This window comes from Methylobacterium sp. XJLW (assembly GCF_003254375.1).
Taxonomy (GTDB): Bacteria; Pseudomonadota; Alphaproteobacteria; order Rhizobiales; family Beijerinckiaceae; genus Methylobacterium; species Methylobacterium fujisawaense.
Genome location: NZ_CP016429.1, coordinates 3,882,206 through 3,904,472, shown reverse-complemented (window position 1 = coordinate 3,904,472; position 22,267 = coordinate 3,882,206). Strand labels below are relative to the sequence as shown.

Genomic DNA, 22,267 nt, shown 5'->3' with positions numbered 1-22,267 from the left:
GGTTGGTGCGGTGGTGCGGGAAATTCACCTGATGCTGCACGCAATCGATCGACGATTAGGTAGATCATAAGCTGAGCAGCATTAGAAATGACACATTCATCTGCGCGACAGAGGTTCTATTCGCGACGACTGCGGTTGCTGAAAGCCACGCTTGCGCGGATAATCACACTCTGAGCGTGCGGTCCTACCGCCGCACCCCGGGAGATCACGATGCGCGTCCCGCGCTCCAGCCTCATGGCGCTGGCCGCCCTTCTCTGCGGCACGCTGGCCCCGGCCGCCTCCCTTCGTGCGGAGACCGTCTCGCTGGACCAGCCCTCCGCCGATGTCCCGGCAGCTCCAGCCGCTTCGCCGCCTGGGCAGGCGGCTCCCTCGGCTCCGGCCACGACGGCGCTACCCGACTACAAGCCTGAGGCACCGGCGGCCGAGCCGTCGCCGGCCCCCGCCGCCACGGCGCCGGTCGCCCCAACGGATCCGCTCGGTGCTGCGGTCTTCGCCCGCTTCGCGGATCCCGCCCCCCTTCTGCTCCGTCTGACCGGCAAGGATCGCGATGCGGTCCGGACGTTCTACGAAGCCCGCACCTACAAGCCGCTCTGGATCTCCAGCGGGGCGTGGACCGAGGCCGCAAAGTCGGTGTCGGCCAGGCTGGCGGCTGCCGCCGAGGACGGTCTCGACTCGCGTGCCTACACGGTCCCGTCGCTGCCCGATAAGCCGGACGAGAAGGCGCTCGCCGATGCCGATCTCCGCCTGTCCGCGGCGGCCGTGCTTTATGCCCGGGACGCCCGTGGCGGCCGCGTCAACCTGGCCTCGATCTCGCGGCTGATCACGCCGCATCTCGATCTTCCCGCCGGGGACGCGGTGCTGGCGAAGCTCGATGAAGCCGGCGCGAAGGCCGGCGAGGCGCTCCAGGGCTACAATCCGGCGACGCCCGGCTATCTCGCCCTCAAGGCGCGTCTCGCCGCCCTGCGCGGTCCCGTGGCGACCGCCGTGAAGCCGCTGCGTCTTCCGGCCGGGCCGGCCTTGCGCGTCGGCATGCGCGATGCCCGCGTGCCGCTGCTCCGGACGCATTTCAATCTGGAGAGCCGCCCGGCCGGAACGTTCGACAAGCCCCCCGGCGAGCCGGACGAGTACGATACCGTCGTCGCCGACGCGGTCGCGAAGTTCCAGCGCGGCCGCGGGCTGCCGGGCAACGGGGTCCTGAACGTCCAGACGGTCCTGGCCCTGGCCGATGCCGGTCGCGCCGCACGCCCGACGGGGGGCGAGGCCGAACTCATCGTCAACATGGAGCGGTGGCGGTGGCTTCCCGGCGATCTGGGATCCGACTACATCCTGGTCAACGTCCCGGAATACCGCCTGCGCGCCTACCGGGGCGGCGTCCTGCGCGATGAGGCGCGGGTCATCGTCGGCAAGCCGGAATCGCGGACGCCCCTGTTCTCGGGGCTGATGGAATACGCGGTCGTCAACCCGTCCTGGTACGTGCCGCCCTCGATCCTGAAGACGATGGCGCCGAAGCTCGCCGGCTACGGTGGCAAGACCTGGGGGGGCTACGAGGTCGTCCGCCGCGGGGGGCACATCTCGCTCCGCCAGCCCCCCGGCGAGCGCAATGCTCTCGGCTTCATCAAGTTCATGTTCCCGAACCAGCACGCGGTCTACCTGCACGATACGCCCAACCGCTCGCTGTTCTCAGCCTCGAAGCGGGATTTCAGCCACGGCTGCGTGCGCGTCGACGACCCGTTCCGCCTTGCCGACGCGGTGCTGCCGGACTGGTCTCAGGACAGGTTGAAGAAGCTGATCGGCAAGGGCGAGCGGACGATCCGGCTGCCGGAGAAGCTGCCGGTCCATCTCGCCTACTTCACCGCCTTCGTGGACGATGGCGGCACCTACCGTACCTTGCCGGACCTTTACGGCTACGACGCGCCGATGCGCGCGGCCCTCGGGCTGCCCGGCGGCGGCGGACCGGCGATCGCCCGGCTGCCGGACGAGCCGCCGCGGCGCAAGGCCGAGCCCGCCCCGAAGCCGACCGTGGCGCGGACGGTCCATCGCCGCGCGCCCGAGCGCCCGGTGGCCAATGCCGAGGCGTGGCCCGAAGGGCGCTACGAGGACGCGGACACGCGGCGCCGGTCCCTGCGCCGCGCCGCTCGGGCCGACAGCGCGCCGGAATACGGCGAGCCCGGGCTCTGGACGCCTGCGCCGCAGCAATCGGCGCCGCGCGGGTGGTGGTAGGCCACCCGCGGAACCCGCAACTTTCGCGTGCGCAGACGCACAGCCGGGCACGATTTCGCCACGGTCGAGCCTTAGCCGTTTCGACCGACAGCCCGGGCTGAGATGCGTTCGGGCGAGGGTTTCGGGAGAGGATCAGGACCGTCGTGCCCAGTCTCCCGCGTCCCCTCCGTCATCTCGCCCTCGGCTTGTCCGGCCTCGTGCTCGGAGTGCTGGTCGGGACGGCCGAAACCGAGGACGCGGTGGCCAACGGCGACACCCGCTCGCTGACCATCTACCACACGCACACGCAGGAAAGCGCGACCATCACGTTCAAGCGCGATGGCCGCTACGACCGCGCGGCCCTCGATCAGCTGAACTGGCTGCTCCGCGACTGGCGGATCAACGAGCCCACCAAGATGGATCCGCGGCTGTTCGATACGGTCTGGGAGGCCTATCGCCAGGTCGGCTCGTCGCAACCGATCCACATCGTCTCGGCCTATCGGTCTCCCGGCACCAACGCGATGCTTCGCCGCCGCTCCAAGATGGTGGCCGAGTACAGCCAGCACATGCTCGGCAAGGCGATGGACTTCTTCGTGCCGGACGTCTCGATCGACCGGATCCGCGAGGTCGGGCTCCAGATGCAACGGGGCGGCGTCGGCTGGTATCCGCATGCCGGAACGCCCTTCGTGCATCTCGATGTCGGTTCCGTGCGGATGTGGCCGCGGATGACCCACGATCAGCTCGCCCGGCTCTTCCCCGACGGCAAGACCGTGCTGCTCCCGAGCGACAACCGTCCCTTCCCGCGCTATGAGGAGGCCAAGGCCGAGATCCTGGCCCGCGGCGGTACCGTGGCGGGGATCACGACCCAGATGGCCGGCGGCGAGGAAGAAGACGGTCCCGGCCTGTTCGGCTTCCTGGCGAGTCTGTTCGGCGGCGGTCGATCCAGCCCCGAGCCCGCTCCGGCACCGCCGCCGGTGGCGATCGAGAAGAAGGGACGGCGCGCCCCCGTCGTCGCCGTGGCGAGCGCCGATCCGCAGGATCCGGTGGGCGCACGGACGGCCCTCGCCTATGCGGCTCCCGCCACCGACGACGCGCTGCGCGGTTCGCTGGCGGCGCGGGCTCAGGCGAAGAGCGCGGAGATCAAGCCGATCGACGCCAAGTCGCTTCTGACGGCCGATCAAACCGCGCCCGCCGACGACGCCATGCCGGCGGTCACGACGCCGCTGCCGCCGCGGCGTCCCTCGGACCTCGCAGCCGCGGTTGCGAGCCTGAACATGCCGCTTCCGCCACCGCGCCCGGTGCAATTCGCCGCGCTCGAACGGGGGATGGCCAATCTTCCGTCCGCGAGCGAGATTCGCGCCCTCGGCAAGCCCACGGCGCCGGACCCGGTTCGTCCGCGTTCGCTCGTGGCTCCGGACGCGGACGCGAAGGCCCAGCTGCGCGCCCTGTTCGATTCCGTGTCCGCCGGTCCCGTTGCGACGCCGGCGAGCCGCGCTGTCCCCGTGCATGTGGCTGCCACCCGTCTCCGCGGTGCAGCCCCCGACTCGGTCGTCGCTGCGGTTCCGGACCGCGTCACGACGCGGTTCAGCACGCGCAGTCCGGGCGATGACCTGACAACCCGGTTTACCGGCTCCGCCGCGCGCGCCTTGCCCGGAGCACGCTGATCGAGGGGTCGGTCTGACGGGGAGGTGCGCTTCGCCTGCCCGTCCGCGTCGGACGGCTCGTGCGGGGCGGCCAGAGCGCCCGTTCGACTCAGCGCAGGGGCTTGGACAGGTTGACCGCCAAGGCGCCGACCAGCGTTGCCGCGTAGCTGTCGTCCTGCGTCCCGGCGATGCGTTCGGCTTCGCCGCCGCTGTTGGCCGCGACCGACATCATCAGCATCACGGCGGTCACCAAGCCGCCCAGGCCGCCGACCAGGGCGAGATACGCACGGACGGCCGCGCGCGGCACTGACGCGGCCGCATCGGTCCCGGTGAGGCACAGCGGCGATGGGCTGTGAGACATCTTGACGGCCGATTCTGACGGGCGACGTTGACCCGACGCAGGCCGAATAGGCGCACGCCAGACCGCCTCGTTCAACGAAAGAACGCCTCACAAAGAGTCGAGTTCAACCGAAAGGCGAGGTTTTTCCACTGGTCTTCATTCGGATGGTTGGTCGCCATCCGGAGGCCGCCGCGCGGCGGCCTCCGGCGCGCGCTCAGCCTTCCTTGCCCGAGACCTTGCCCAGCGCCGCCTGGGCGGCCGCGAGCCGGGCGATCGGCACCCGGTAGGGCGAGCAGGACACGTAATCGAGGCCGACCTCCTGGCAGAAGCCGATCGAGGCCGGATCGCCGCCGTGCTCGCCACAGATCCCGAGCTTGATGTTCGGCCGGGTCTTGCGGCCGCGCTCGACGCCGATGCGCACCAGTTCGCCCACGCCTTCCTGGTCGATGGTGATGAACGGATCGGCCGGCAGGATGCCCTTCTGGGTGTACGGACCCAGGAAGGTTGCCGCGTCGTCGCGGGAGATGCCCAAGGCCGTCTGCGTCAGGTCGTTCGTCCCGAAGGAGAAGAACTCGGCCGTCTCGGCGATCTCGCCGGCCTTGAGCGCTGCGCGCGGCAGCTCGATCATCGTGCCGACCTGATAGTCGAGGGTCGCGCCCTTCTCCTCGGCGACAGCCTTCGCCATCGCGTCGATGCGCGCCTTCACGATGTCGAACTCGGCGCGCGTGAACACCAGCGGCACCATCACCTCGGGCGTGACCGGGCTACCGGTATCGGCGGCGGCCTGGACGGCCGCCTCGAAGATCGCCCGGGCCTGCATCTCGGCGATCTCCGGGAAGGCGATGGCGAGCCGGCAGCCGCGGAAGCCGAGCATCGGGTTGTGCTCGGACAGCTCCCGCATCCGGTGCCGGATCTTCTCCTCGGCGACCCCGGTCGCCTTCACGACCTCGGCGACCTCGGCATCGGTATGCGGCAGGAACTCGTGGAGCGGCGGGTCGAGCAGACGGATCGTGACCGGCAGCCCGGACATGATCGTGAACAGCTCGAGGAAGTCCTGGCGCTGATAGGGCAGGATCTTCGCGAGTGCCGCACGGCGGCCCTCGGCGTCGTCTGCCAGGATCATTTCGCGCACCGCGATGATGCGGTCGCCCTCGAAGAACATGTGCTCCGTACGGCAGAGGCCGATGCCCTCCGCGCCGAAGTTGCGCGCCGTGCGGGCATCCGTCGGCGTATCGGCGTTCGCCCGCACCTTCATGCCGCGGAAGGCGTCGGCCCATTCCATCAGGGTGGCGAAGTCACCCGACAGCTCGGGCTCCAGCATTTTCACCTCGCCCTGGATCACCTGTCCGGTGGACCCGTCGATGGTGATCTTGTCGCCGGCCTTGAGGGTATTGCCGCCGACCGTCAGGGTCTGCGCCTTGTAGTCGATCCGGATGGAGCCGACGCCGGAGACGCAGGGCTTGCCCATGCCGCGGGCGACCACGGCCGCGTGGCTCGTCATGCCGCCCCGGGTGGTCAGGATGCCCTCGGCGGCGTGCATGCCGTGGATGTCCTCGGGCGAGGTCTCGATCCGCACCAGGATGCACTTGCGCTCCGCCTTGCGATGCGCCTCCGCGTCCTCGGAGCTGAACACGATCTCGCCGGTCGCCGCGCCGGGCGAGGCCGGCAGGCCCGAGGCGATGACCTTGCGGTCCGCCTTCGGGTCGATGGTCGGATGCAGGAGCTGGTCGAGCGCCCCGGGCTCGACCCGACCGATCGCCTCTTCACGGGAGATCAGCCCCTCGCCCGCCAGATCCACGGCAATGCGCAGGGCGGCCTTGGCCGTGCGCTTGCCGTTGCGGGTCTGGAGCATCCAGAGCTTCCCCTTCTCGATGGTGAATTCCATGTCCTGCATGTCGCGGTAGTGCGACTCCAGGATCCCGTAGATCCGGGTCAGTTCCGCGAAGCTCTCGGGCATGGCCTTCTCCATGGAAGGCTTGTCGCTCTCGGCCTCGATCCGGGCTTTCTCGGTGATGTTCTGCGGCGTGCGGATACCCGCGACCACGTCCTCGCCCTGCGCGTTGATCAGGAACTCGCCGTAGAGCGCCTTCTCGCCGGTGGACGGATTGCGGGTGAAGGCGACGCCGGTGGCCGACGTGTCGCCCATGTTGCCGAACACCATGGCCTGCACATTGACGGCCGTGCCCCAGCTCTCCGGAATGTTGTTCAGCTCCCGGTACTTCTTGGCCCGGGGAATCATCCAGGAATTGAATACGGCGCTGATCGCGCCCCAGAGCTGGTCGTCCGCGACCTGCGGGAAGTCGGATCCGTGCTCGTCGCGCACGATCTTCTTGTAGGTCTGGATGAGCGTCTTCCAGTCCGCGGCGCTGAGCTCGGTGTCCAGCTCGAAGCCCTTGGCTTCCTTGTACTGCTCCAGCGCCTCCTCGAAGGCGTGGTGCTCAACGCCCAGCACCACGTTCGAATACATGGTGATGAAGCGACGGTAGGAATCGAAGGCGAAGCGCTCGTCTTCGGCCTCCTTGGCCAGCGCCAGCACGGTCTCATCGTTGAGCCCGAGGTTCAGGACCGTGTCCATCATGCCGGGCATCGACGCCCGGGCGCCCGAGCGGACCGAGACGAGGAGGGGATTCGTGGCATCGCCGAACTTGCGGCCGGTGAGCGTACCGATCTGGGCGAGCGCAGCGGCGATCTGATCCTTCAACTCCGGCGGGTAGGACTTCCCGTGATCGTAGTAGTAGGTGCAGACTTCGGTGGTGATGGTGAAGCCGGGCGGAACCGGCAGGCCGAGATTGCACATCTCGGCGAGGTTGGCGCCCTTGCCACCGAGCAGGTCGCGCATCTGCGACTTGCCCTCCGCCTTGCCGTCGCCGAAGGCGTAGACCCACTTCGCGCTTCCGGTCGCCATGTCGATCCCGTCCGTATCTGGTGCCCGGCGCTGGCCGAGCTGATGGGCGGGGTTGGACCATCCCGCAGCGCAACGCAAGATGAACGCGCGATGGCCCTGTGCGTGCGTGGATGACGGGTTCGACGGTCTGTCAGGCCCCCCGCGTCGCGGTGCGGGCGCTGCCCCTCAATGGAGGATTCCGAGCCCGATCACGCCGACGATGATCAGGTAGATCGCGACGATGTAGTTGAGCAGCCGCGGCATCACCAGGATCAGGATCCCGGCAAGGATCGCGATGAGCGGTTGGAGGTTCGAGATGGTGATAGTCACGGGCGCCTCCTGAGGCCGAGCTTGGCCGCCGGTATCGACGCCTTTACCCAACAGAGGTTCCCCGGAGCTTGAGCGGAGCGGCCGGACGGTCCGGCCGCTCCGGTCCGATCACGGCTTCGGCGTCTCGGTGCCGGGGATCGGGTCCTTCGCCTCGCCCGTGGGCAGGTTCGCCGAAATCGTCGGGTGCGACAGTTCCGGATAGGGCTCGATCACGTTGGCGCCGTTGAGCGGCTTGTTGGCGCCGTTGTGACAGGTGGCGCAGTTGATCTTCGGCACGTCGCCCAGAACGCCGAGGCGATTCCGCGGAAAGACCGAGGTCAGCGGCGTCATGTAGTCCTGGTTCAGATCGCGGACCATGCGGATGCCGTACCAGGCATGGACGCGGTTCGGCGTGCTCGTATCCCACTGCGCCACCGAGCGGGTGTTGTGGCAGAAGGTGCAGTTCACGCCCAGTGACTGCGACATGCTGATCATGATTGCGAAGGTCTTCTCCGCGTCCTGGATCGGCTTGCCCTTCGTCTCCGGCAGCGCCGTGGTGGCGTTGACCCGCACCGCATCCTCGGGCGTGTCCTTGTGCTGGTAGAAGGCCTGATAGACGTCGTAGGGCAGCGACGTGTTGCCGACCTCCGCGGACGCGAGATTCTGGCTGTTGTTGCGCGGGATGAAACGCCCCGCCCCCTGAACCGGGTGGTCGAACCAGATGTTCGCCGGCACCGGATTGCCGCGGTGACACGTGTAGCAGGTCACACCCGCCTCGTGGACGTGCTTCTCCTTCCAAGTGGAATTGATGTACTGGGTCATCTGCAGCATGCGCCGGGCGACGCGCTTCTGGTAGAGCTCGTCCGAAGCCATGTTCTCGGTGCTGTGGCAGTACGTGCAGCCCTGCTGGGGTGCGACCCACTCGGTGATCGACACCATCAAGCGGTTGAACTGCTCAGCCGAGAGATCTCCCAGAACTTGCACATTCTGGTAGACCGCAGAAGCCTTGTCGCCCCCTGCCTCAGCCGGGTCGGCCGGCGCCGGCGCGACGTTGGCCGCCGACAGCGCCGCGTTCCCGGCCCGGGTGCGGATCAGGTCCATGCCCGTTCCGCGAAAGCCGGTCTGCTTGTTCGCCATCGGCGGATGGGTCCAGCCCGCGCCGCCGAACATCGCGATGGTGAGGAACAGGGCCAGAGCCCCGCCGATGACCGCCAGAATCGTCTTCATGACGGCCTCCTCACGGCTTCATGCCGGGTGCGAGATGAGCGGGATCCACGATCGGACCGTAGACCTGCGGATAGGAGGGCGCGACGCCGTGCTTGACCGCCCAGAGGTACCAGTTGTCCACCACGGTTCCGGTGAGCAGGATGCCGATGCCGCCCGTGAGCGTAGTCAGGACCGCGAACCACCAGGCCCAGCGGTGGATCGACTCCATCGTGGCGTTGAAGCCCATGGTCCAGCGCCAGAACAGGGCTGCGCGTTCGGTGGCCGTGCCGCGGTCGACGATCTGATCGATCTCCCGTTCGGCGCCGTAGCGCGAGCAGGCCAGGATCGTGCCGCCATGCATCGCGAACAGCAGCGTCGATCCGTAGAGGAACGTGATCGAGAGCATGTGGAACGGGTTGTAGAACAGGTTGCCGTAGCGGAGCGAGAAGGCCGCGGTCCAATCGAGGTGGGGGAAGATGCCGAAGGGCACGGCTTCCGACCACGATCCCATCAGCACCGGCCGGATGAAGCCGAGGACGAGGTAGAGCCAGATCGCCGACGCGAAGGCCCACGGCACGTGGGTGCCGAGCCCGAGCGCCCGCGCCCGCCGATAGAGGTGGACCCACCAGAGGAGGATCGAGGCCGTCAGGAAGAAGCCGGCGATCAGCCACCAGCCGCCCTCGTTGAGGGGTGGAAGGACCTTCAGCCCGTACTTCGGGAGCGGCGGCTCCAGGGCGAGCCACGGCAATTGCCGGACGAACTGGACCGGATCCCAATTCACCGAGGCCCACATGTTGAGCCCGATGATCTCGAAGGCGATCAAGCCGCAGACGATCGAGAGCGCCGCGATATAGCCGATATAGATCGGACCGACTTGGCTGTTGCCGATGAGCCCGAACAGGTAGCTGTTGAACGGCTTGCCGATCCGGTCATCGACCGCCACCGGAACGCCGTGCTCCGGTACCAGCGGGCGCACCTGAACCTGCGTGAAGATGTTCTGGTAATAGGCCATGGCCTGCCCTCCCCCGGAGTGCCGCGCGCTCGACGGCGGCGACCCGCGTTATGTCCTTCGTTCCGATCGCGTCCGGCTTGTCATCGCCACACCGGCAGATTGAGCCACCAGCCCCACCATTGCGGCCAACCCTGCGTCCAGAACGGCCCGCTGATCACGATGCAGACCGCACTCCAGAACCCCGCCGAGAGGGCCAGGAACAGGCCGAGGCGGTGAACGCCGAGCGTGCCGATCGAGTAGCCGATCGTGTCGCGGAAGAAGGTGTCCTCGTGCTCCGGCGTCTTCACGACCTCGCCCTTCTTCGGGTTGGTCGCCGACAGGATCAGGCCGCCGTGCATCGCCAGGGCGAGCGTCGTGGTGAAGAAGAACGTCACGGCCAGCATGTGCGCTGGATTGTAGTGGAAGTGCAGATACTGATAGCCGGTGTTGGAAACCCAATCGAGGTGACTGAGGATACCGTAGGGAAAGCCGTATCCCCAGGCGCCCATCAGGAACGGCCGGACCACCACCAGCGTGAAATACGCGAAGATCGCCATCCCGAAGGCCGCGGGCACGTGGTAGCCGATACCGAGCTTGCGGCAGATCTCGACCTCGCGCAGCGCCCAGGACACGAAGGACCCGAGCGCGCAGAACGTGATGATCTGCCAGAGACCGCCCTCCTTCAGCGGGGCGAGCCTCAGGCCGTAGCTGATATCCGGCGGCGCGATGTTGATCTGCCAGACGTTCCAGGTCGGCCCGATCGCCGCGCCGTAGATGACGAGGGCGGTGCCCAGCACCGTGAAGAACAAACCGACGACCCCGAAGAAGCCGACGAAGAACGGCCCGACCCAGAAGTCGAACAGGTCGCCGCCGAGCAAGGTGCCGCCGCGGACCCTGTATTTGCGCTCGAAGCTCAGCATCGCCATGGCGGCTGCTCCTCAGTCAGGCCGGAGAAAGGGAAGGTTTGGGGTGACCGCGGCCCTCGCGCGCCGCGGTCCGGACCGGCGGTCAGGCCGGCATCTGCGGCAGCGCGAGCGTGATGGTGTTCTCGGCCGCCTTGTTGTTTCTCGGACCGTCAAGCCAGTTGAACCGGTCGGTCGAGAGCAGGATGAAGTGGATCAGCAGCGCCAGGATGAAGAGGAAGGTGAACAGAGCCACCAGCGTGCGCCGCGGATCGAAGAGCAACCAAACCTTGTGCATTCGATCCTCCTCAGCCGATCATCGTGACGAGGGCGTGGGCCGCATCGCGGACGCCGTCGAGAGAGGCGTAGCCCTGCGGTCCGGGAAGCCAGGGGCGCCACAACCAGACGAGGATGTGAGCGACCACGGCAATCGCCGTGAAGATGAGGAAGCTCGTCAGGAAGATCGCATGGAACTCCTTGGCTTCCGGTTCCGTCAGCCCGGACAGGCTGCTCGGTCTTTCTGTTGTGACGGGTCCACTCGCCATCGTTCAGACCTCCGTGTGTTGGCCGCGCCTCTGACGAGGCGCGACGGGTTCAGCCACGATGCCTTGCAGCGGTCGCGGCTCGACTTCCCCCGCGTGACCGGACGGAAGTGTCTCGCTCAGGGGCGTGTCAGCCCATGAAGGCGAAGGGGATCGCCTGAACCGCCATGGCGCGGGCCTCGCCGAAGACCGAGCGCCGCGCCGGTGCCAGGCCAGGACGGGCCGCCTCGCGCGCCGGCCGGAACCGGTTCAGCGCGGCCGCGGCGAGGAAGAACGGGTAGGTCGCCGTCAGGATCAGCCGGAACTGAATGGCTTCCTGATGCTGGCGGCCGGTCGGGACCATCGTTCTCATCGTCAGGTCTCCTCTGGGTGAAACGGAAAGGCGGCTCACGCGGGGATCCCCCCGGCGAGATCGGCCCGGGCCCGCGCCACATGGGCGGGCGCCACGGCGGCGGATTCTGTGTCGCGGGCGGCGCGCTCGGCGGCGTCGCGCAGGCGCTTGGCGGCGGAGATCCGCGCCAGGACCGGCTGGGCCTCCACGAGGCTGTCGAGGGCCTGACGGGCGGCCTCGTCCCAGGGCAGCTCGCGGTGGAGGCGGGCCGGTGTGGCCTCGACCTTGTCCATGTCGCGGGCGAGCGGCAGGATGTGGAAGAGGGTGTCGAACAGGGCGTTGCAGACTTCCTGGACTAGGTAGGTGGCGCCCGCGTAGCCCATGAACGGCGTCCCGGTATGCCGCCGGATGATGGCGCCGGGGAACGAGGCCGGAACATAGGTCGCCCGGGCGCCGCACTCCGCGAGGTACATCCGCTCGTTGAACGACCCGAAGAGAACCAGAGGCGGCTTGGCCGCGATTGCGGCCCGCACGGCGTCGTTGTCGGGCTTCAGCCCGGCGGAGCGGCCGAAGGCGAAATGGCAGGGCAGGCCCATCTCGTCTTCGAGGAAATGGCGCACGCCCCGGGCGTAGGTCTCGGTGGCGACGATGCCGAAGCTCGCGGTACCGAAGAAGTCCTGGGTCACCGACCGCCAGAGATCCCAGACCGGCTTGATGGTCGTATGCCGCTCCCGCTCGATGAACGGCTCCGGGTCGAGGCCCAGAATGGCACCCAGCGAGCGCAGGAACTTCGTCGTCGAGAGGATGCCGATCGGCGCCTGCAGGTAGGGCCGCTCCAAGTCTTCGCAGAGCAGGCGGCCGAATTCCCGGTACAGACAGATGTTGGCGTCGGCGTTGACCAGCTTGGGCACGTCCGCGAGGTGCGAGCCCAGCGGGAAGGTCAGGTTCACCTCGGCGCCGATCCCCTCCACCAGCCGCCGGATCTCGGCGAGGTCGGAGGGCATGTTGAAGGTGCCGTAGGCCGGACCGATGAGGTTGACCCGCGGCCGCTCGCCGGGCTTGCGCTCCGGCCGGGCCGGGATGCCCTTCTTGGCGAACTTCTTCGCCCCATATTCCTGCCACAGCCAGCGCATCGCCCGGTCGGCGGCCTGCCACTGGTCCTCGTCGATGGTCCGGGGCAGGAAGCGCTGGAGGCCGGTGCCCTCGGGGGTGACGCCGCCGCCGATCATCTCGGCGATGGAGCCGGTGACGACCACGCTGGGCTGGCCGGGATCGAGGGTCGCGTGGGCGCGCTTCATGGCGCCCTCGGTGCCGTGCCGTCCGAGCTCTTCCTCGGCGAGGCCCGTGACCACGATCGGCAATTCATGGGGCGGCAGCGCATCGGTGTAATGCAGCACCGACGTCACCGGCAGGTTCTCGCAGCCCACGGGGCCGTCGATGACGACCTGCAGGCCCTTGATCGCCGTGAAGACGTAGACCGCGCCCCAGTATCCGCCGGCCCTGTCGTGATCGAGGATCAGCATTATGCCATCTCCCCGATCGGCTTCTTCGGGCCCTCGATCTTCGGGCCCTGCCGCCGCTGCGGCACCTCCTGCCAGACCCCCGCGGCGTAGCCGGTCCCGACGCCCTCGAAAAAGTCGCGCATGGCATCGAACCGCGCCTTGTTGCCGAGCGCGGCGTTGATCACCGTGGCGAGCGACCCGGCACCGGCCGCGCCCATCAGCGGGCGGGCCGAGATCAGGTTGGTGAAGTAGAGGGCGGGCGTGCCGCGCTCCTTGGCCCGCTGCACCACCGGCGTCGTGCCGATGGCGAGGTCGGGCTTGAGCGAATCCAGGGCGTAGAGATCGTCCTCCAGGGAGGCGCGGTACTGAACCTGCGTGCCCCGCGCTTCCAGCCATGCGCGGTCGGACTCGGACCAGGGCGTGCGCGGGCAGGCGGTGCCGACATAGGGGACCTCGGCGCCGCTCTCGACCAGCAGCCGGGCCACCAGCAGCTCCGAGCCCTCGTAGCCCGAGAGGGTGATCCGGCCCTTGATCGGCATGGCGGCGAGCGCCCCGCGGATGCCGGGCAGGATCCGGTTCTTGGCCGCCTCGACGGTGGCGCGGGGCACCGCGCAGGCCTCGCCGATCCGGTCGAGCCAGTCGGCGGTTCCGTCGACGCCCACCGGGGCCGAACCGACGATCGGGCGGCCCGCCGCCTCGAATTCGCGGATGGAGGCGGTGTAGAACGGGTGGATCGCCGCCACGGCGGCGCAGTCGAGGGCGGCGTAGAGCTCGCGCCACTCGCGGGTCGGCACCACCGGGCCGGCCGCGAGTCCGAGCGGCTCCAGGAGCGACGCGATCACCACCGGATCGGCCGGGAAGACCTCGCCGAGGAGCGCCACGCTCGGGCGCTCCGAACGGCCGCCCCGGGGCGCCGCCACCGGTCCCTGCTCGGCTTCCGCGCGGGCGACCTTCAGCATGGCGCCGGCGAGCACGTCCTTCGCCTCGGCATGGGTCGGGACGCCGAAGCCCGGCACGTCGATGCCGATCACCCGGACGCCGTCGATCTCCTTCGGCAGAAGGCGCAGCGGGACGCCGGAGGCCGTGGGCACGCAGAGATTGATGACGACGACGGCGTCGTAATCCTCGGGCTTCGCCGTGGCGTAGACCGCCTCGCGGATATCCTCGAACAGCTTGCCGGTGACCAGGGTCTCGGAATTGAACGGCACGTAGCCGACGCTGCGCCGGGCCCCGTAGAAGTGCGAGGTGAAGGTCAGGCCGTAGACGCAGCAGGCCGACCCGGAGAGGATCGTGGCGGTCCGGCGCATGCGCAGCCCGACCCGGAGCGAGCCGAAGGCGGGGCACATGCTCTGGGGCTGGTCGTGCGGACCCTGCGGATAGTCGCTGCGGAGTTGTGCCAGGGTGTCCGACAGGCCGGCGGCCTCGGCGGCCGCCCGCATCGCGTCCTTGCCGGCGTGGCAGCCGAGCCCGTCGCCCTCGGTGGCGGCGCGATCGATGGTGGGCGCCGCCTGGCGGGCCCGCAGATCGGCGATGTCGAGGGAGACGGCCATCGCTCAGACCTCGTCGTAGACGACTTCGAGGGACGGCTTGGACACGTGGGCGACGCCGCACATGTCCTCGTGGGTTGCAGGCACCAGCACCACGTCGCGGCCGGTGACGTCGCTGGAGAACAGGCCGAGCAGCCCATCCTGTGTCAGCGGGGTCGGCCGGTGCGGCGCGGCGTCGGCGACGTTGGCGGCCAGATCCGAGAACAGGCTGCCCCAGCGGCTCTCCGGCCGGCCGATGATCTCGTAATTCGCGCTCTTGCGGCGGATATCGTCGTCGGCCGGGATCGAGGCGAGGACCGGGATGCCGGCGGCATCCGCGAAGGCCTGCGCCTCGCCGGTGCCGTCATCCTTGTTGATCACGAGGCCGCCGACGCCGACATTGCCGCCGAGCTTGCGGAAATACTCCACCGCCGAGCAGACGTTGTTGGCGACGTAGAGCGATTGCAGGTCGTTCGAGCCGACGACGATGACCTTCTGGCACATGTCCCGGGCGATCGGCAGGCCGAAGCCGCCGCAGACCACGTCGCCCAGGAAGTCGAGCAGGACGAAGTCGAAGCCCCATTCGTGGAAGCCGAGCTTCTCCAGCAGTTCGAAGCCGTGGATGATGCCGCGGCCGCCGCAGCCGCGCCCGACCTCCGGGCCGCCGAGTTCCATGGCGTAGACGCCGTCGCGCTTGAAGCAGACGTCGCCGATGGCGACCGCCTCGCCGGCCAGCTTCTTCTTGGTCGAGGTCTCGATGATGGTCGGGCAGGCCTTGCCGCCGAACAGCAGCGAGGTGGTATCGCTCTTCGGATCGCAACCGATGAGCAGGACCTTCTTGCCCTGCTGGGCCATCATGTAGCTGAGATTGGCGAGGGTGAACGACTTGCCGATGCCGCCCTTGCCGTAGATCGCGATGATCTGGGTCTCCTTCTTGGCCGGGCTCGTCGCGACGGGATCCGGTTCGACCGCGGCCTCGGCGCGGAGCTGCGCGGCTTGGGACAGGGCGGCCTTGTTGAGCTGAACGTTCACGCGGCGTCCCTCCAATCGAGGATCATCTTCAGGCAGGCCGGATCCGCGAATGCGGTGCGGTAGGCGTCCTGGGCTCGACCCGCGGGAAGACGGTGGGTGATCAGTCCGTCGAGGGACAGGCGTCCGCGTTCGATCAGTGTCGTCACCGCCGCCGTGTCCTCCGGACGGAACTCGGCGGAGATCCGGATGCGCGCCTCGCGCATGAAGGCGGGCGGGAAGGCGAAGCTCAGGGGAGCCTCGTAGAACCCGGCCAGGACGATCTCGCCGCCGGGCGCCAGCCGGGCGATCAGGTCGTCGAGGCCGGCGGCGTTGCCGCTGACGTCGGTGATCGTCGCGTAGTCGCGGCGCGGGTCGGCGTCGGGCGCCACGACCGCGTAGCCATGGTCTCCCGTGGCCCGGGCCGGATCCGTCTCCCAGACCGTCGGCTCCGCGCCGGCCGCCAGGGTTAGGCGGGCGAGCAGCCGTCCGAGGACGCCGTGCCCGACGATGAGCGGGGTCGCTCCGGGCCGGATCCCGCCGAGGGCGCGATAGGCCGTCGCCGCCAGGGCCAGGAGGCAGGCCCGGTCGCCCAGCGACGCGTCCACCGGCACGAGCCGGGCGGCCGGCGCCACCAGATGAGAGGCCGCGCCGCCGAACAGGCCGCGGATGGAACCGAAGCAGCGCGCCCCCGGAACGTAGACGGTCTGGCCGACCCGAACCGAGGTATCGGCGCCGGCCTCGATGACGGTCCCGACGGATTCGTAGCCGGGTACGAGCGGATATCCCATCCCGGGAAAGGGCGGCATGCGACCCGACCAGAGCAGGCGCTCGGTGCCGGTGCTGATCCCGCTCCAGGAAATGGCCACCACGGCATCGGCATCGCCGGGCGGCGTCAGAGCCAAGCGCTGAACCGAAAGGTGCTCCGGGTTTTCCAGAATGACGGCCAGAGCGTCCATGGCTGGAATCGTCCACCCTTTGCCTTGCGACTCTCTCTGATGCGAAGCCGCTAAGTGTCATCCTAGATAGACACAGGCCAGCGTCAAGTGACACTTACTTGAGGCGGCCTGTTTTTTGGGCTTTCAGAACTCGGGTGAGCAGCGGGCGTCGGGTTGGATGTTCATGCGTCACGGCGAATCCTGCCGTCCGGAGCATCGCGCGGAGCTCCTCCGCACGGCGCGGGCGCCCGGATCCCATCGCCAGGAGATAGAAGCCGAAATAGGCGTCCCCGACCGGTTCCGCGCCCGGCGTTCCGGCCATGGGTTCCGCGAGCAGAAGCGTTCCGCCCGGCGGCAGAGCCGCGTGGGCCGCTCGGAGCAACGCCAGGGCGGGCTCGTCGTCGTGGTCGTGGACGATCCGAACGAGGGAGATCGTGTCGGCGCCGGTCGGCAGGCCTCCGTGGAAATCGCCGCCGCGGCAGGCGATCCGGCCTTCGAGGCCGGCCTGCGCCAAGCGGCTGGCGGCGCGTTCGGCCACGGCGGGGAGATCGAACAGGGTCAGGCGCGGCGTCGCGTGCCGTCCTGCCACCGCTTGCAGGAAGGCGCCCTCCCCGCCTCCGACGTCCATCAGGTGCCGGACCCCTGACAGGTCGCAGGCATCGAGCACGTCCTCCGCGATCAGCGCCTGCGAGGCGCCCATCAGGCCGCTGTAGGGGGCCACCGTCGGCGCATCGCCCGAGAGGCCGGAGGCATAGGGCCAGTAGCGCGCGAGTCCGGTCGGCGGGGCCTGGCCGCGCAGCAGGGCCACCGGATCCGCAAGGTCTGCGTAGAGCAGCGCGTGATGCTCGATCATCGCGGCGATCCCGGGATTGCCGACGAGAGCGGCACCGAGATCGGCCAGCCCGAACCGCTCGCCCGACAGGGCGCGGACAAGCCCGAGGGATTCCGCGGCCCGAAGAAGGCGCTGGGTGTTGTCCGGCGGCAGGTCGAGCCGGCGAGCGAGGGCTTCGATCGTCAGGGGGCCTTCGGCCAGGATCGCGAACAGGTCGAGGCGGACGCAGGCGGTCAGAACCTGCGCGTAGACGAAGCCCGCGCAGAGATCGAAGAGGGCGCGCGTGTTCCGGCGGGCGATGCCCCGCGTGAGGGGGAAGCCCGCCGCCCAGCGCTGGAAGCGGGGGCTCGCGACCAGGCGGCTGCGCCAGGCGTTCCATCGATCCGTCCAGGCGGACGGGACGGACGCCGCCGCACCGATGCCGGAGAGCGATCGGCCGGTCAGGCCGTCACCGCCCGCAGGCTCGCGGGCAGGAACAGCCGCGCCTGCGCCTCGATCTCGGCGGTCAGCGCGGCCATGCCCGGGCAGGCCGGAATCGCCGCCACGGCCTCGCGCGTCAGTCTCGACAGCCGATCCAGCGCGCCGCCGGTGCCCAGAAGCGCCGCAGCGTTGGGCCGCCCCAGAGTTGCGTCGCGCCCGGCAGGCTTGCCGATCTCCTCCTGGCGGCAGGCGACGTCACGCAGGTCGTCGGCGACCTGATAGGCCTCGCCGAGGCACTCGCCGAGGCGGCGCCAGGGCTCCGAATCCGCTCCCGCCGCGGCGGCGCCGGCGACGGTGGCGGCGGCGAACAGGGCCCCGGTCTTCGCCTGCTGGTAGTCGCTGAGGCTGATATGGGCCTCCGATTCCCAGGCTTGCCCTGCGGCGATGCCCGACGGCGACCCGGCGGCGCGACCGAGGAGGCCCACGAGCCGTCCCAGGCGCGCGGGATGGGAGCCGGCGGACCGGGCCAGTGTCTCGAAGGCAAGGACAATCAGGGCGTCGCCGGTCAGGACGGCGATGGGCTCGCCGAAGGCGACATGGACGGAGGGCTTCTGCCGCCGCATCGGCGCATCGTCGAAGCACGGCAGGTCGTCATGGACCAGGGAGGCGCAGTGCAGAAGCTCGATGGCTGCGGCCGCCGCTTCTGAGCCGGCCGGATCGTCATCGCCGCAGGCGCGGGCGACCGACAGGCACAGCCGCGGCCGGATCCGATGCCCGCCCGGGAACACCGCGTAACGGAGCGCCTCCGCCAGAAGGGGCGGCGCGCCCGGCGCCTCCGCGTGAGCAACGGCGCGATCCAGCGCCATCTCGATCCGCCGACCGGACTCCATCGCGTTGCCTCCCGTGTTGTGTGCGGTTGTCAGCAACAAGTGTCATTTCTTATTGACACTTTGGCGCCGGCAGATCAATCCCGTTTCCGGGGGAGAAGGTGGAGCGACCGTGGCGCAGGAGCGCGTCGTCGTGATCGGAGCGGGGATCGGTGGTCTCGCCGCGGCCGTGCGGCTCGCTCATGCCGGATTCCACACCACGGTCCTCGAGCGGGCGCAGCAGCCTGGCGGAAAGATGCGCGCCATCCCCGTCGGAGACCGCGCCATCGAGGCCGGCCCAACCGTCTTCACGATGCGCTGGGTCTTCGAGGAGCTTTTCGCGGAATGCGGTGCAGAGCTCGGGGACCGGGTCTCCCTGGCGCCGGCTCGGCTCCTCGCCCGGCATGCCTGGAGCCGGGACGAGCGCCTCGACCTGTTCGCCGACATCGAGGCGTCCGCCGACGCCGTCGCGGCCTTCGCGGGACGGCGTGAGGCGGACGGCTATCGGCGCTTCTGCGCCCGCTCGGCGGAGGTCTACCGCACCCTCGAAGGGCCGTTCATCCGCGAGGGCCGGACCGGCCCCGCCGGCCTCGCGCAAAGGGTCGGCCTGTCGGGCCTCGGCGATCTCTGGCGGATCCAGCCCTTCACCACGCTCCAGTCTGCGCTGGGCAGCTACTTCCGCGATCCCCGGCTGCTCCAGCTGTTCGGACGCTACGCCACCTATTGCGGCGCCTCGCCCTACACCGCGCCGGCGACGCTGATGCTCGTCGCCCATGTCGAGCAGGCCGGAATCTGGACCGTTTCGGGCGGCCTCAGCGGCCTCGCGCGGGCCGTGGCCGATCTCGCCGCGGAGCGGGGCGCGGCCTTCCGCTACGCTGCGGAGGCCGAGCGGATCCTCACCGCGGGCGGTCGGGTCGTCGGCGTGCGCCTGGCCGACGGCACGACGGTTCCGGCCGACCGCGTCGTCTGCAATGCCGATTGCGCCGCCCTCGGCGCGGGCCTGTTCGGACCGGACGCCGCCGTCGCCGGCGAGCGGCTCGCGCCCGGCGAGCGCTCGCTGTCCGCCGTCACATTCTGCGCGGAGGCGGTGCCTTCCGGCTTCCCGCTGGCGCACCACACGGTCTTCTTCTCCCGCGATTACCGGGCCGAGTTCGACACGATCCTGCGCGACCGTCGCCTGCCCGACGATCCCACGGTCTACGTCTGTGCCCAGGACCGGGACGCGGCGGGGACCGCGCCGCAGGGGCCCGAGCGCCTGCTCATGCTCGTCAACGCACCGGCGGATGGCCGGGAGCGAACGCTCACGCCGTCGGAGACCCAGAGATGCGAGACGACCCTGATCCGCCGGTTGGAGGCCTGCGGGCTCACCCTGACCTTCGCGTCGTCGGCGGTGACCACGACGCCACGGGATTTCGACGCCCTCTTTCCCGGGACGGGCGGAGCGCTCTACGGGCGGGCGGCGCAGGGATGGGCGACGACCTTCAAACGCGCGGGCGCCCGGACGGCGCTGCCGGGCCTCTATCTGGCGGGGGGCTCGATCCATCCCGGCCCGGGCGTGCCGATGGCCGCGCAATCGGGTCGGCTGGCAGCGGCGGCGATCCTGGAGGACCGCGATTCGATGGCCCGGTCGCGCGGGGCGGCTACGCGTGGTGGTACGTCGATGCGGTGAGCGACGATGGCCGTCACGGCCTCACGATCATCGCGTTCATCGGAAGCGTGTTCTCGCCCTACTACGCGTGGAGCGCCGAGAAGGACCCCTTCGCCCATTGCGCCATGAATGTGGTCCTCTACGGCGATCGCGGCCGCTTCGCGATGACCGAGCGGCGCGCCGCCAGCCTGTCGCGCGGCCCCGACCACATCGCCATCGGCCCGAGCGCGATGCACTGGGATGGCACGGCGCTGACCGTTCGCATCGACGAGCGCGGGGCGCCGCTGCCCCATCGACTCCGCGGCACCGTCCGTCTCGAGCCGCGCGGTTTCACGGCGGGCCCGTTCCATCTCGACAGGGCGGGCCGCCACCGCTGGTGGCCGATGGCGCCGTCCTCCCGGGTCGAGGTGGATTTCGACCAGCCGGATCTGCGCTGGAGCGGCGGAGGCTACTTCGACACGAATGACGGCGACGAACCGCTGGAGGCCGCCTTCTCCCGGTGGACGTGGTGCCGGGCGGACCTGCCGGACGGCGCCGCGATTCTGTACGACGTCCACCACCGAGACGGCGGCGGACAGAATCTGTCGCTCCGGTTCTCAGCCGACGGCAGCCGGCGCGAGATACGGCCGCCGCCCGCGGCGTCGCTACCGGCGACCGGGTTCTGGCGGATGCCGCGCGAGACCCGCAGCGATGACGGGCGGTCGCGGGTGCTCGCGACCTACGAGGACACGCCGTTCTACGCCCGCTCGCTCCTCGCCTCGACGCTGGGCGGCGAGCCGGTGCGGGCCATGCACGAGAGCCTGTCGCTCGACCGGTTCCGCAACCCGCTGGTGCGGCTCATGCTGCCCTTCCGGATTCCCCGGCCGCTGGCCCCGTGAGGGCCTGGATGTCGACGCCGCCCCTCCCGGTTCGGTGCCGACCTTCGAAGACCGTCCAGGGCCGGATGCGGTGGGCAATGCAGGCGAGCGTTGCGACGCTCAGCACGAATCCGAGGGGAAAGCCGGTCAGCCCCGCCACCTCCCGCGTGACCGCGAAGAGCGGCGCACAGCAGATCAGGACGCGTTCGTGCGGTCGCAAGCCGTCCGCCCGGTGCGCGGCGAGGGCCAGCAGGAGCGTGGCCGGGACGACGGGCGCCAGATCGTAGACCGGCAGGTACGGCGACAGCATCGGCGCTGCGGCGACGAGCGCCGCCGCGCGCAGCGCCGCGTCGGTGGGGCGGCACCAGGCGCGGCAGGCCACCCCGAGGGCCAGTGCGGCGACGAGCACCTGCGCGATCCAGGCTGTGGCCATCGCGCCGCCGACCAAGCGCACGGCCCCGAACGCGCTGGCATTGAGGTCGAGGCCCGCGGCGGCGTTCTGCAGGATGATCCGATTCGTGTCTCCGAGCGTGCCGAAGAAGCCGCTCCAGGGCGCCGTGCCGAAGAGGGCCAGCGATGCGAGGCAGAGGACCAGCACCGTGGCGAGGCAGGCCGCCAGACAATCCCGCCGCCCGGTCGCCAGCAGGAGCACGGGCGCCAGCGCCGCGAAATGCGGCTTGTAGGCCAGCAGGCCGAAGCAGAGCCCGGCCAGCCAGGGGCGCCGGTCCACGAGCACCGCGCCGAGGGTCAGAAGCGACGCCGTGAACAGAGCGTTCTGGCCGTAGGCGAGGTTGCTCAGGACCAAGGGATGCGCGAGCGCGACGAAAGCCACATCCATCCGGCCGGCTGCCACGCGCATCGTCAGCGCGAACAGGGCGACCGAGAGTGCAATCCAGAGCAGATAGGCCGGCTGCGGTTCCATGAGCGCCATGGCGGCCGCCGGCAGGAGGAACACCGGCGGGTAGTGCCAGGCGAAGCGGCAATCCTGCCCGAAGGCGGCCTTCATGTTCGCCAGATGCACCGGCAGATCGTAGGGCTCGCCGCCCCGGCCCTCCAGAGCGGAACGGCCCGCCGTCCAGACCTGAGCGAAATCGTTTCCGAGCGGATCGCCGTACCAGTTCCGCCGCGGCTCCGGGCCGGTCCCGTAGACCAGCAGGACCAGGGCGAGGCCGAACGGGACCAGCACACGGGCCGCGCGCATGGCAAAGGCGGACAGTCGGGCGTCGCTGCTCACGAGATCCGCGAGGTCGGCCCATAAGGCAGGCAAACGTGCGGTCGCGGGGCCCGGCGCGCGGGACTGGGGAGGCGCAGGCATCGGGCGAT

Annotated in this window: 20 protein-coding genes; 4 read left to right on the top strand and 16 right to left on the bottom strand. The window is 69.7% G+C overall.

Features of this window, described 5'->3' with window-relative positions; genetic code table 11:
* The first annotated feature begins 210 nt into the window (after positions 1 to 210).
* Together A3862_RS18085 and A3862_RS18080 are read left to right on the top strand one after the other, a co-directional pair.
* Complete coding sequence (locus A3862_RS18085; RefSeq protein ID WP_043757967.1) at positions 211 to 2,220, top strand: L,D-transpeptidase family protein; 2,010 nt, start codon at positions 211 to 213, stop codon at positions 2,218 to 2,220.
* Between the two features lie 143 nt (positions 2,221 to 2,363).
* Positions 2,364 to 3,863 carry a DUF882 domain-containing protein gene (locus A3862_RS18080; RefSeq protein WP_111473874.1) on the top strand — a complete coding sequence of 500 codons (1,500 nt, stop codon included), beginning with the start codon at positions 2,364 to 2,366 and terminating at the stop codon, positions 3,861 to 3,863.
* 88 nt (positions 3,864 to 3,951) lie between these two features.
* Here the strand turns inward: A3862_RS18080 and A3862_RS18075 are convergent, their stop codons facing one another.
* From A3862_RS18075 to A3862_RS18005, 15 genes are all read right to left on the bottom strand, one after another.
* Entirely contained in the window at positions 3,952 to 4,203 is a 252-nt protein-coding gene (locus tag A3862_RS18075) for a hypothetical protein (RefSeq protein ID WP_043379889.1), read from the bottom strand.
* Between the two features lie 193 nt (positions 4,204 to 4,396).
* Positions 4,397 to 7,087, bottom strand: coding sequence for a pyruvate, phosphate dikinase (gene ppdK, locus A3862_RS18070; protein ID WP_111473873.1), 2,691 nt, complete (start codon positions 7,085 to 7,087; stop codon positions 4,397 to 4,399).
* Positions 7,088 to 7,252: 165 nt separating this feature from the next.
* Entirely contained in the window at positions 7,253 to 7,396 is a 144-nt protein-coding gene (locus A3862_RS18065; protein ID WP_075380395.1) for a DUF3096 domain-containing protein, read from the bottom strand.
* Between the two features lie 108 nt (positions 7,397 to 7,504).
* Positions 7,505 to 8,602 (bottom strand): photosynthetic reaction center cytochrome PufC, encoded by a 1,098-nt coding sequence (gene pufC, locus A3862_RS18060; protein WP_043379892.1) that lies wholly within the window; start codon positions 8,600 to 8,602, stop codon positions 7,505 to 7,507.
* Between the two features lie 10 nt (positions 8,603 to 8,612).
* Complete coding sequence (pufM, locus tag A3862_RS18055; protein ID WP_043379895.1) at positions 8,613 to 9,593, bottom strand: photosynthetic reaction center subunit M; 981 nt, start codon at positions 9,591 to 9,593, stop codon at positions 8,613 to 8,615.
* Positions 9,594 to 9,673: 80 nt separating this feature from the next.
* Positions 9,674 to 10,498, bottom strand: a complete 825-nt coding sequence (gene pufL, locus A3862_RS18050; protein ID WP_043379897.1) for a photosynthetic reaction center subunit L — start codon at positions 10,496 to 10,498, stop codon at positions 9,674 to 9,676.
* An 82-nt stretch (positions 10,499 to 10,580) separates the two neighbouring features.
* Positions 10,581 to 10,772 carry a light-harvesting antenna LH1, alpha subunit gene (pufA, locus tag A3862_RS18045; RefSeq protein ID WP_012319766.1) on the bottom strand — a complete coding sequence of 64 codons (192 nt, stop codon included), beginning with the start codon at positions 10,770 to 10,772 and terminating at the stop codon, positions 10,581 to 10,583.
* A 10-nt stretch (positions 10,773 to 10,782) separates the two neighbouring features.
* Positions 10,783 to 11,019 carry a light-harvesting antenna LH1, beta subunit gene (gene pufB, locus A3862_RS18040; RefSeq protein ID WP_043349888.1) on the bottom strand — a complete coding sequence of 79 codons (237 nt, stop codon included), beginning with the start codon at positions 11,017 to 11,019 and terminating at the stop codon, positions 10,783 to 10,785.
* A 127-nt stretch (positions 11,020 to 11,146) separates the two neighbouring features.
* On the bottom strand, positions 11,147 to 11,368 hold the full coding sequence (locus tag A3862_RS18035; RefSeq protein ID WP_170861823.1) for a hypothetical protein: 222 nt from the start codon (positions 11,366 to 11,368) through the stop codon (positions 11,147 to 11,149).
* 35 nt (positions 11,369 to 11,403) lie between these two features.
* Positions 11,404 to 12,870 carry a chlorophyllide a reductase subunit Z gene (gene bchZ / locus A3862_RS18030; RefSeq protein ID WP_043757976.1) on the bottom strand — a complete coding sequence of 489 codons (1,467 nt, stop codon included), beginning with the start codon at positions 12,868 to 12,870 and terminating at the stop codon, positions 11,404 to 11,406.
* Positions 12,870 to 14,399, bottom strand: a complete 1,530-nt coding sequence (gene bchY, locus A3862_RS18025; RefSeq protein ID WP_043757979.1) for a chlorophyllide a reductase subunit Y — start codon at positions 14,397 to 14,399, stop codon at positions 12,870 to 12,872. The genes bchZ and bchY overlap by 1 nt, the downstream gene beginning before the upstream one ends.
* 3 nt (positions 14,400 to 14,402) lie before the next feature.
* Positions 14,403 to 15,407 carry a chlorophyllide a reductase iron protein subunit X gene (locus tag A3862_RS18020; protein WP_043761204.1) on the bottom strand — a complete coding sequence of 335 codons (1,005 nt, stop codon included), beginning with the start codon at positions 15,405 to 15,407 and terminating at the stop codon, positions 14,403 to 14,405.
* Complete coding sequence (bchC, locus tag A3862_RS18015) at positions 15,404 to 16,342, bottom strand: chlorophyll synthesis pathway protein BchC (protein WP_111473872.1); 939 nt, start codon at positions 16,340 to 16,342, stop codon at positions 15,404 to 15,406. Before bchC ends, A3862_RS18020 begins: the two co-directional genes overlap by 4 nt.
* Before the next feature lie 94 nt (positions 16,343 to 16,436).
* Complete coding sequence (locus tag A3862_RS18010; RefSeq protein ID WP_043757983.1) at positions 16,437 to 17,573, bottom strand: methyltransferase; 1,137 nt, start codon at positions 17,571 to 17,573, stop codon at positions 16,437 to 16,439.
* 20 nt (positions 17,574 to 17,593) lie between these two features.
* Positions 17,594 to 18,463: a polyprenyl synthetase family protein gene (locus A3862_RS18005; protein ID WP_043352586.1), complete on the bottom strand. Its 870-nt coding sequence runs from the start codon at positions 18,461 to 18,463 to the stop codon at positions 17,594 to 17,596.
* A 109-nt stretch (positions 18,464 to 18,572) separates the two neighbouring features.
* Here A3862_RS18005 and crtD point away from each other — a divergent pair, with 109 nt between their 5' ends.
* Both crtD and A3862_RS17995 read left to right on the top strand, forming a co-directional pair.
* Complete coding sequence (gene crtD / locus A3862_RS18000; RefSeq protein ID WP_043757985.1) at positions 18,573 to 20,108, top strand: 1-hydroxycarotenoid 3,4-desaturase CrtD; 1,536 nt, start codon at positions 18,573 to 18,575, stop codon at positions 20,106 to 20,108.
* Positions 20,105 to 20,965: a carotenoid 1,2-hydratase gene (locus A3862_RS17995; RefSeq protein ID WP_043757989.1), complete on the top strand. Its 861-nt coding sequence runs from the start codon at positions 20,105 to 20,107 to the stop codon at positions 20,963 to 20,965. The genes crtD and A3862_RS17995 overlap by 4 nt, the downstream gene beginning before the upstream one ends.
* Here the strand turns inward: A3862_RS17995 and A3862_RS17990 are convergent.
* Complete coding sequence (locus A3862_RS17990) at positions 20,925 to 22,178, bottom strand: glycosyltransferase family 87 protein (RefSeq protein WP_236961372.1); 1,254 nt, start codon at positions 22,176 to 22,178, stop codon at positions 20,925 to 20,927. The two genes, A3862_RS17995 and A3862_RS17990, sit on opposite strands and share 41 nt — an antisense overlap.
* Positions 22,179 to 22,267: the final 89 nt, after the last annotated feature.

Coding starts and splice junctions, on each gene's coding strand:
- pufB (WP_043349888.1), bottom strand. CDS start 11,019: ATGGCGAGTGGACCCGTCACAACAGAAAGACCGAGCAGCCTGTCCGGG.
- bchZ (WP_043757976.1), bottom strand. CDS start 12,870: ATGCTGATCCTCGATCACGACAGGGCCGGCGGATACTGGGGCGCGGTC.
- pufM (WP_043379895.1), bottom strand. CDS start 9,593: ATGGCCTATTACCAGAACATCTTCACGCAGGTTCAGGTGCGCCCGCTG.
- bchY (WP_043757979.1), bottom strand. CDS start 14,399: ATGGCCGTCTCCCTCGACATCGCCGATCTGCGGGCCCGCCAGGCGGCG.
- bchC (WP_111473872.1), bottom strand. CDS start 16,342: ATGGACGCTCTGGCCGTCATTCTGGAAAACCCGGAGCACCTTTCGGTT.
- A3862_RS18035 (WP_170861823.1), bottom strand. CDS start 11,368: ATGAGAACGATGGTCCCGACCGGCCGCCAGCATCAGGAAGCCATTCAG.
- A3862_RS18075 (WP_043379889.1), bottom strand. CDS start 4,203: ATGTCTCACAGCCCATCGCCGCTGTGCCTCACCGGGACCGATGCGGCC.
- A3862_RS18005 (WP_043352586.1), bottom strand. CDS start 18,463: ATGGAGTCCGGTCGGCGGATCGAGATGGCGCTGGATCGCGCCGTTGCT.
- pufL (WP_043379897.1), bottom strand. CDS start 10,498: ATGGCGATGCTGAGCTTCGAGCGCAAATACAGGGTCCGCGGCGGCACC.
- A3862_RS18085 (WP_043757967.1), top strand. CDS start 211: ATGCGCGTCCCGCGCTCCAGCCTCATGGCGCTGGCCGCCCTTCTCTGC.
- pufA (WP_012319766.1), bottom strand. CDS start 10,772: ATGCACAAGGTTTGGTTGCTCTTCGATCCGCGGCGCACGCTGGTGGCT.
- pufC (WP_043379892.1), bottom strand. CDS start 8,602: ATGAAGACGATTCTGGCGGTCATCGGCGGGGCTCTGGCCCTGTTCCTC.
- ppdK (WP_111473873.1), bottom strand. CDS start 7,087: ATGGCGACCGGAAGCGCGAAGTGGGTCTACGCCTTCGGCGACGGCAAG.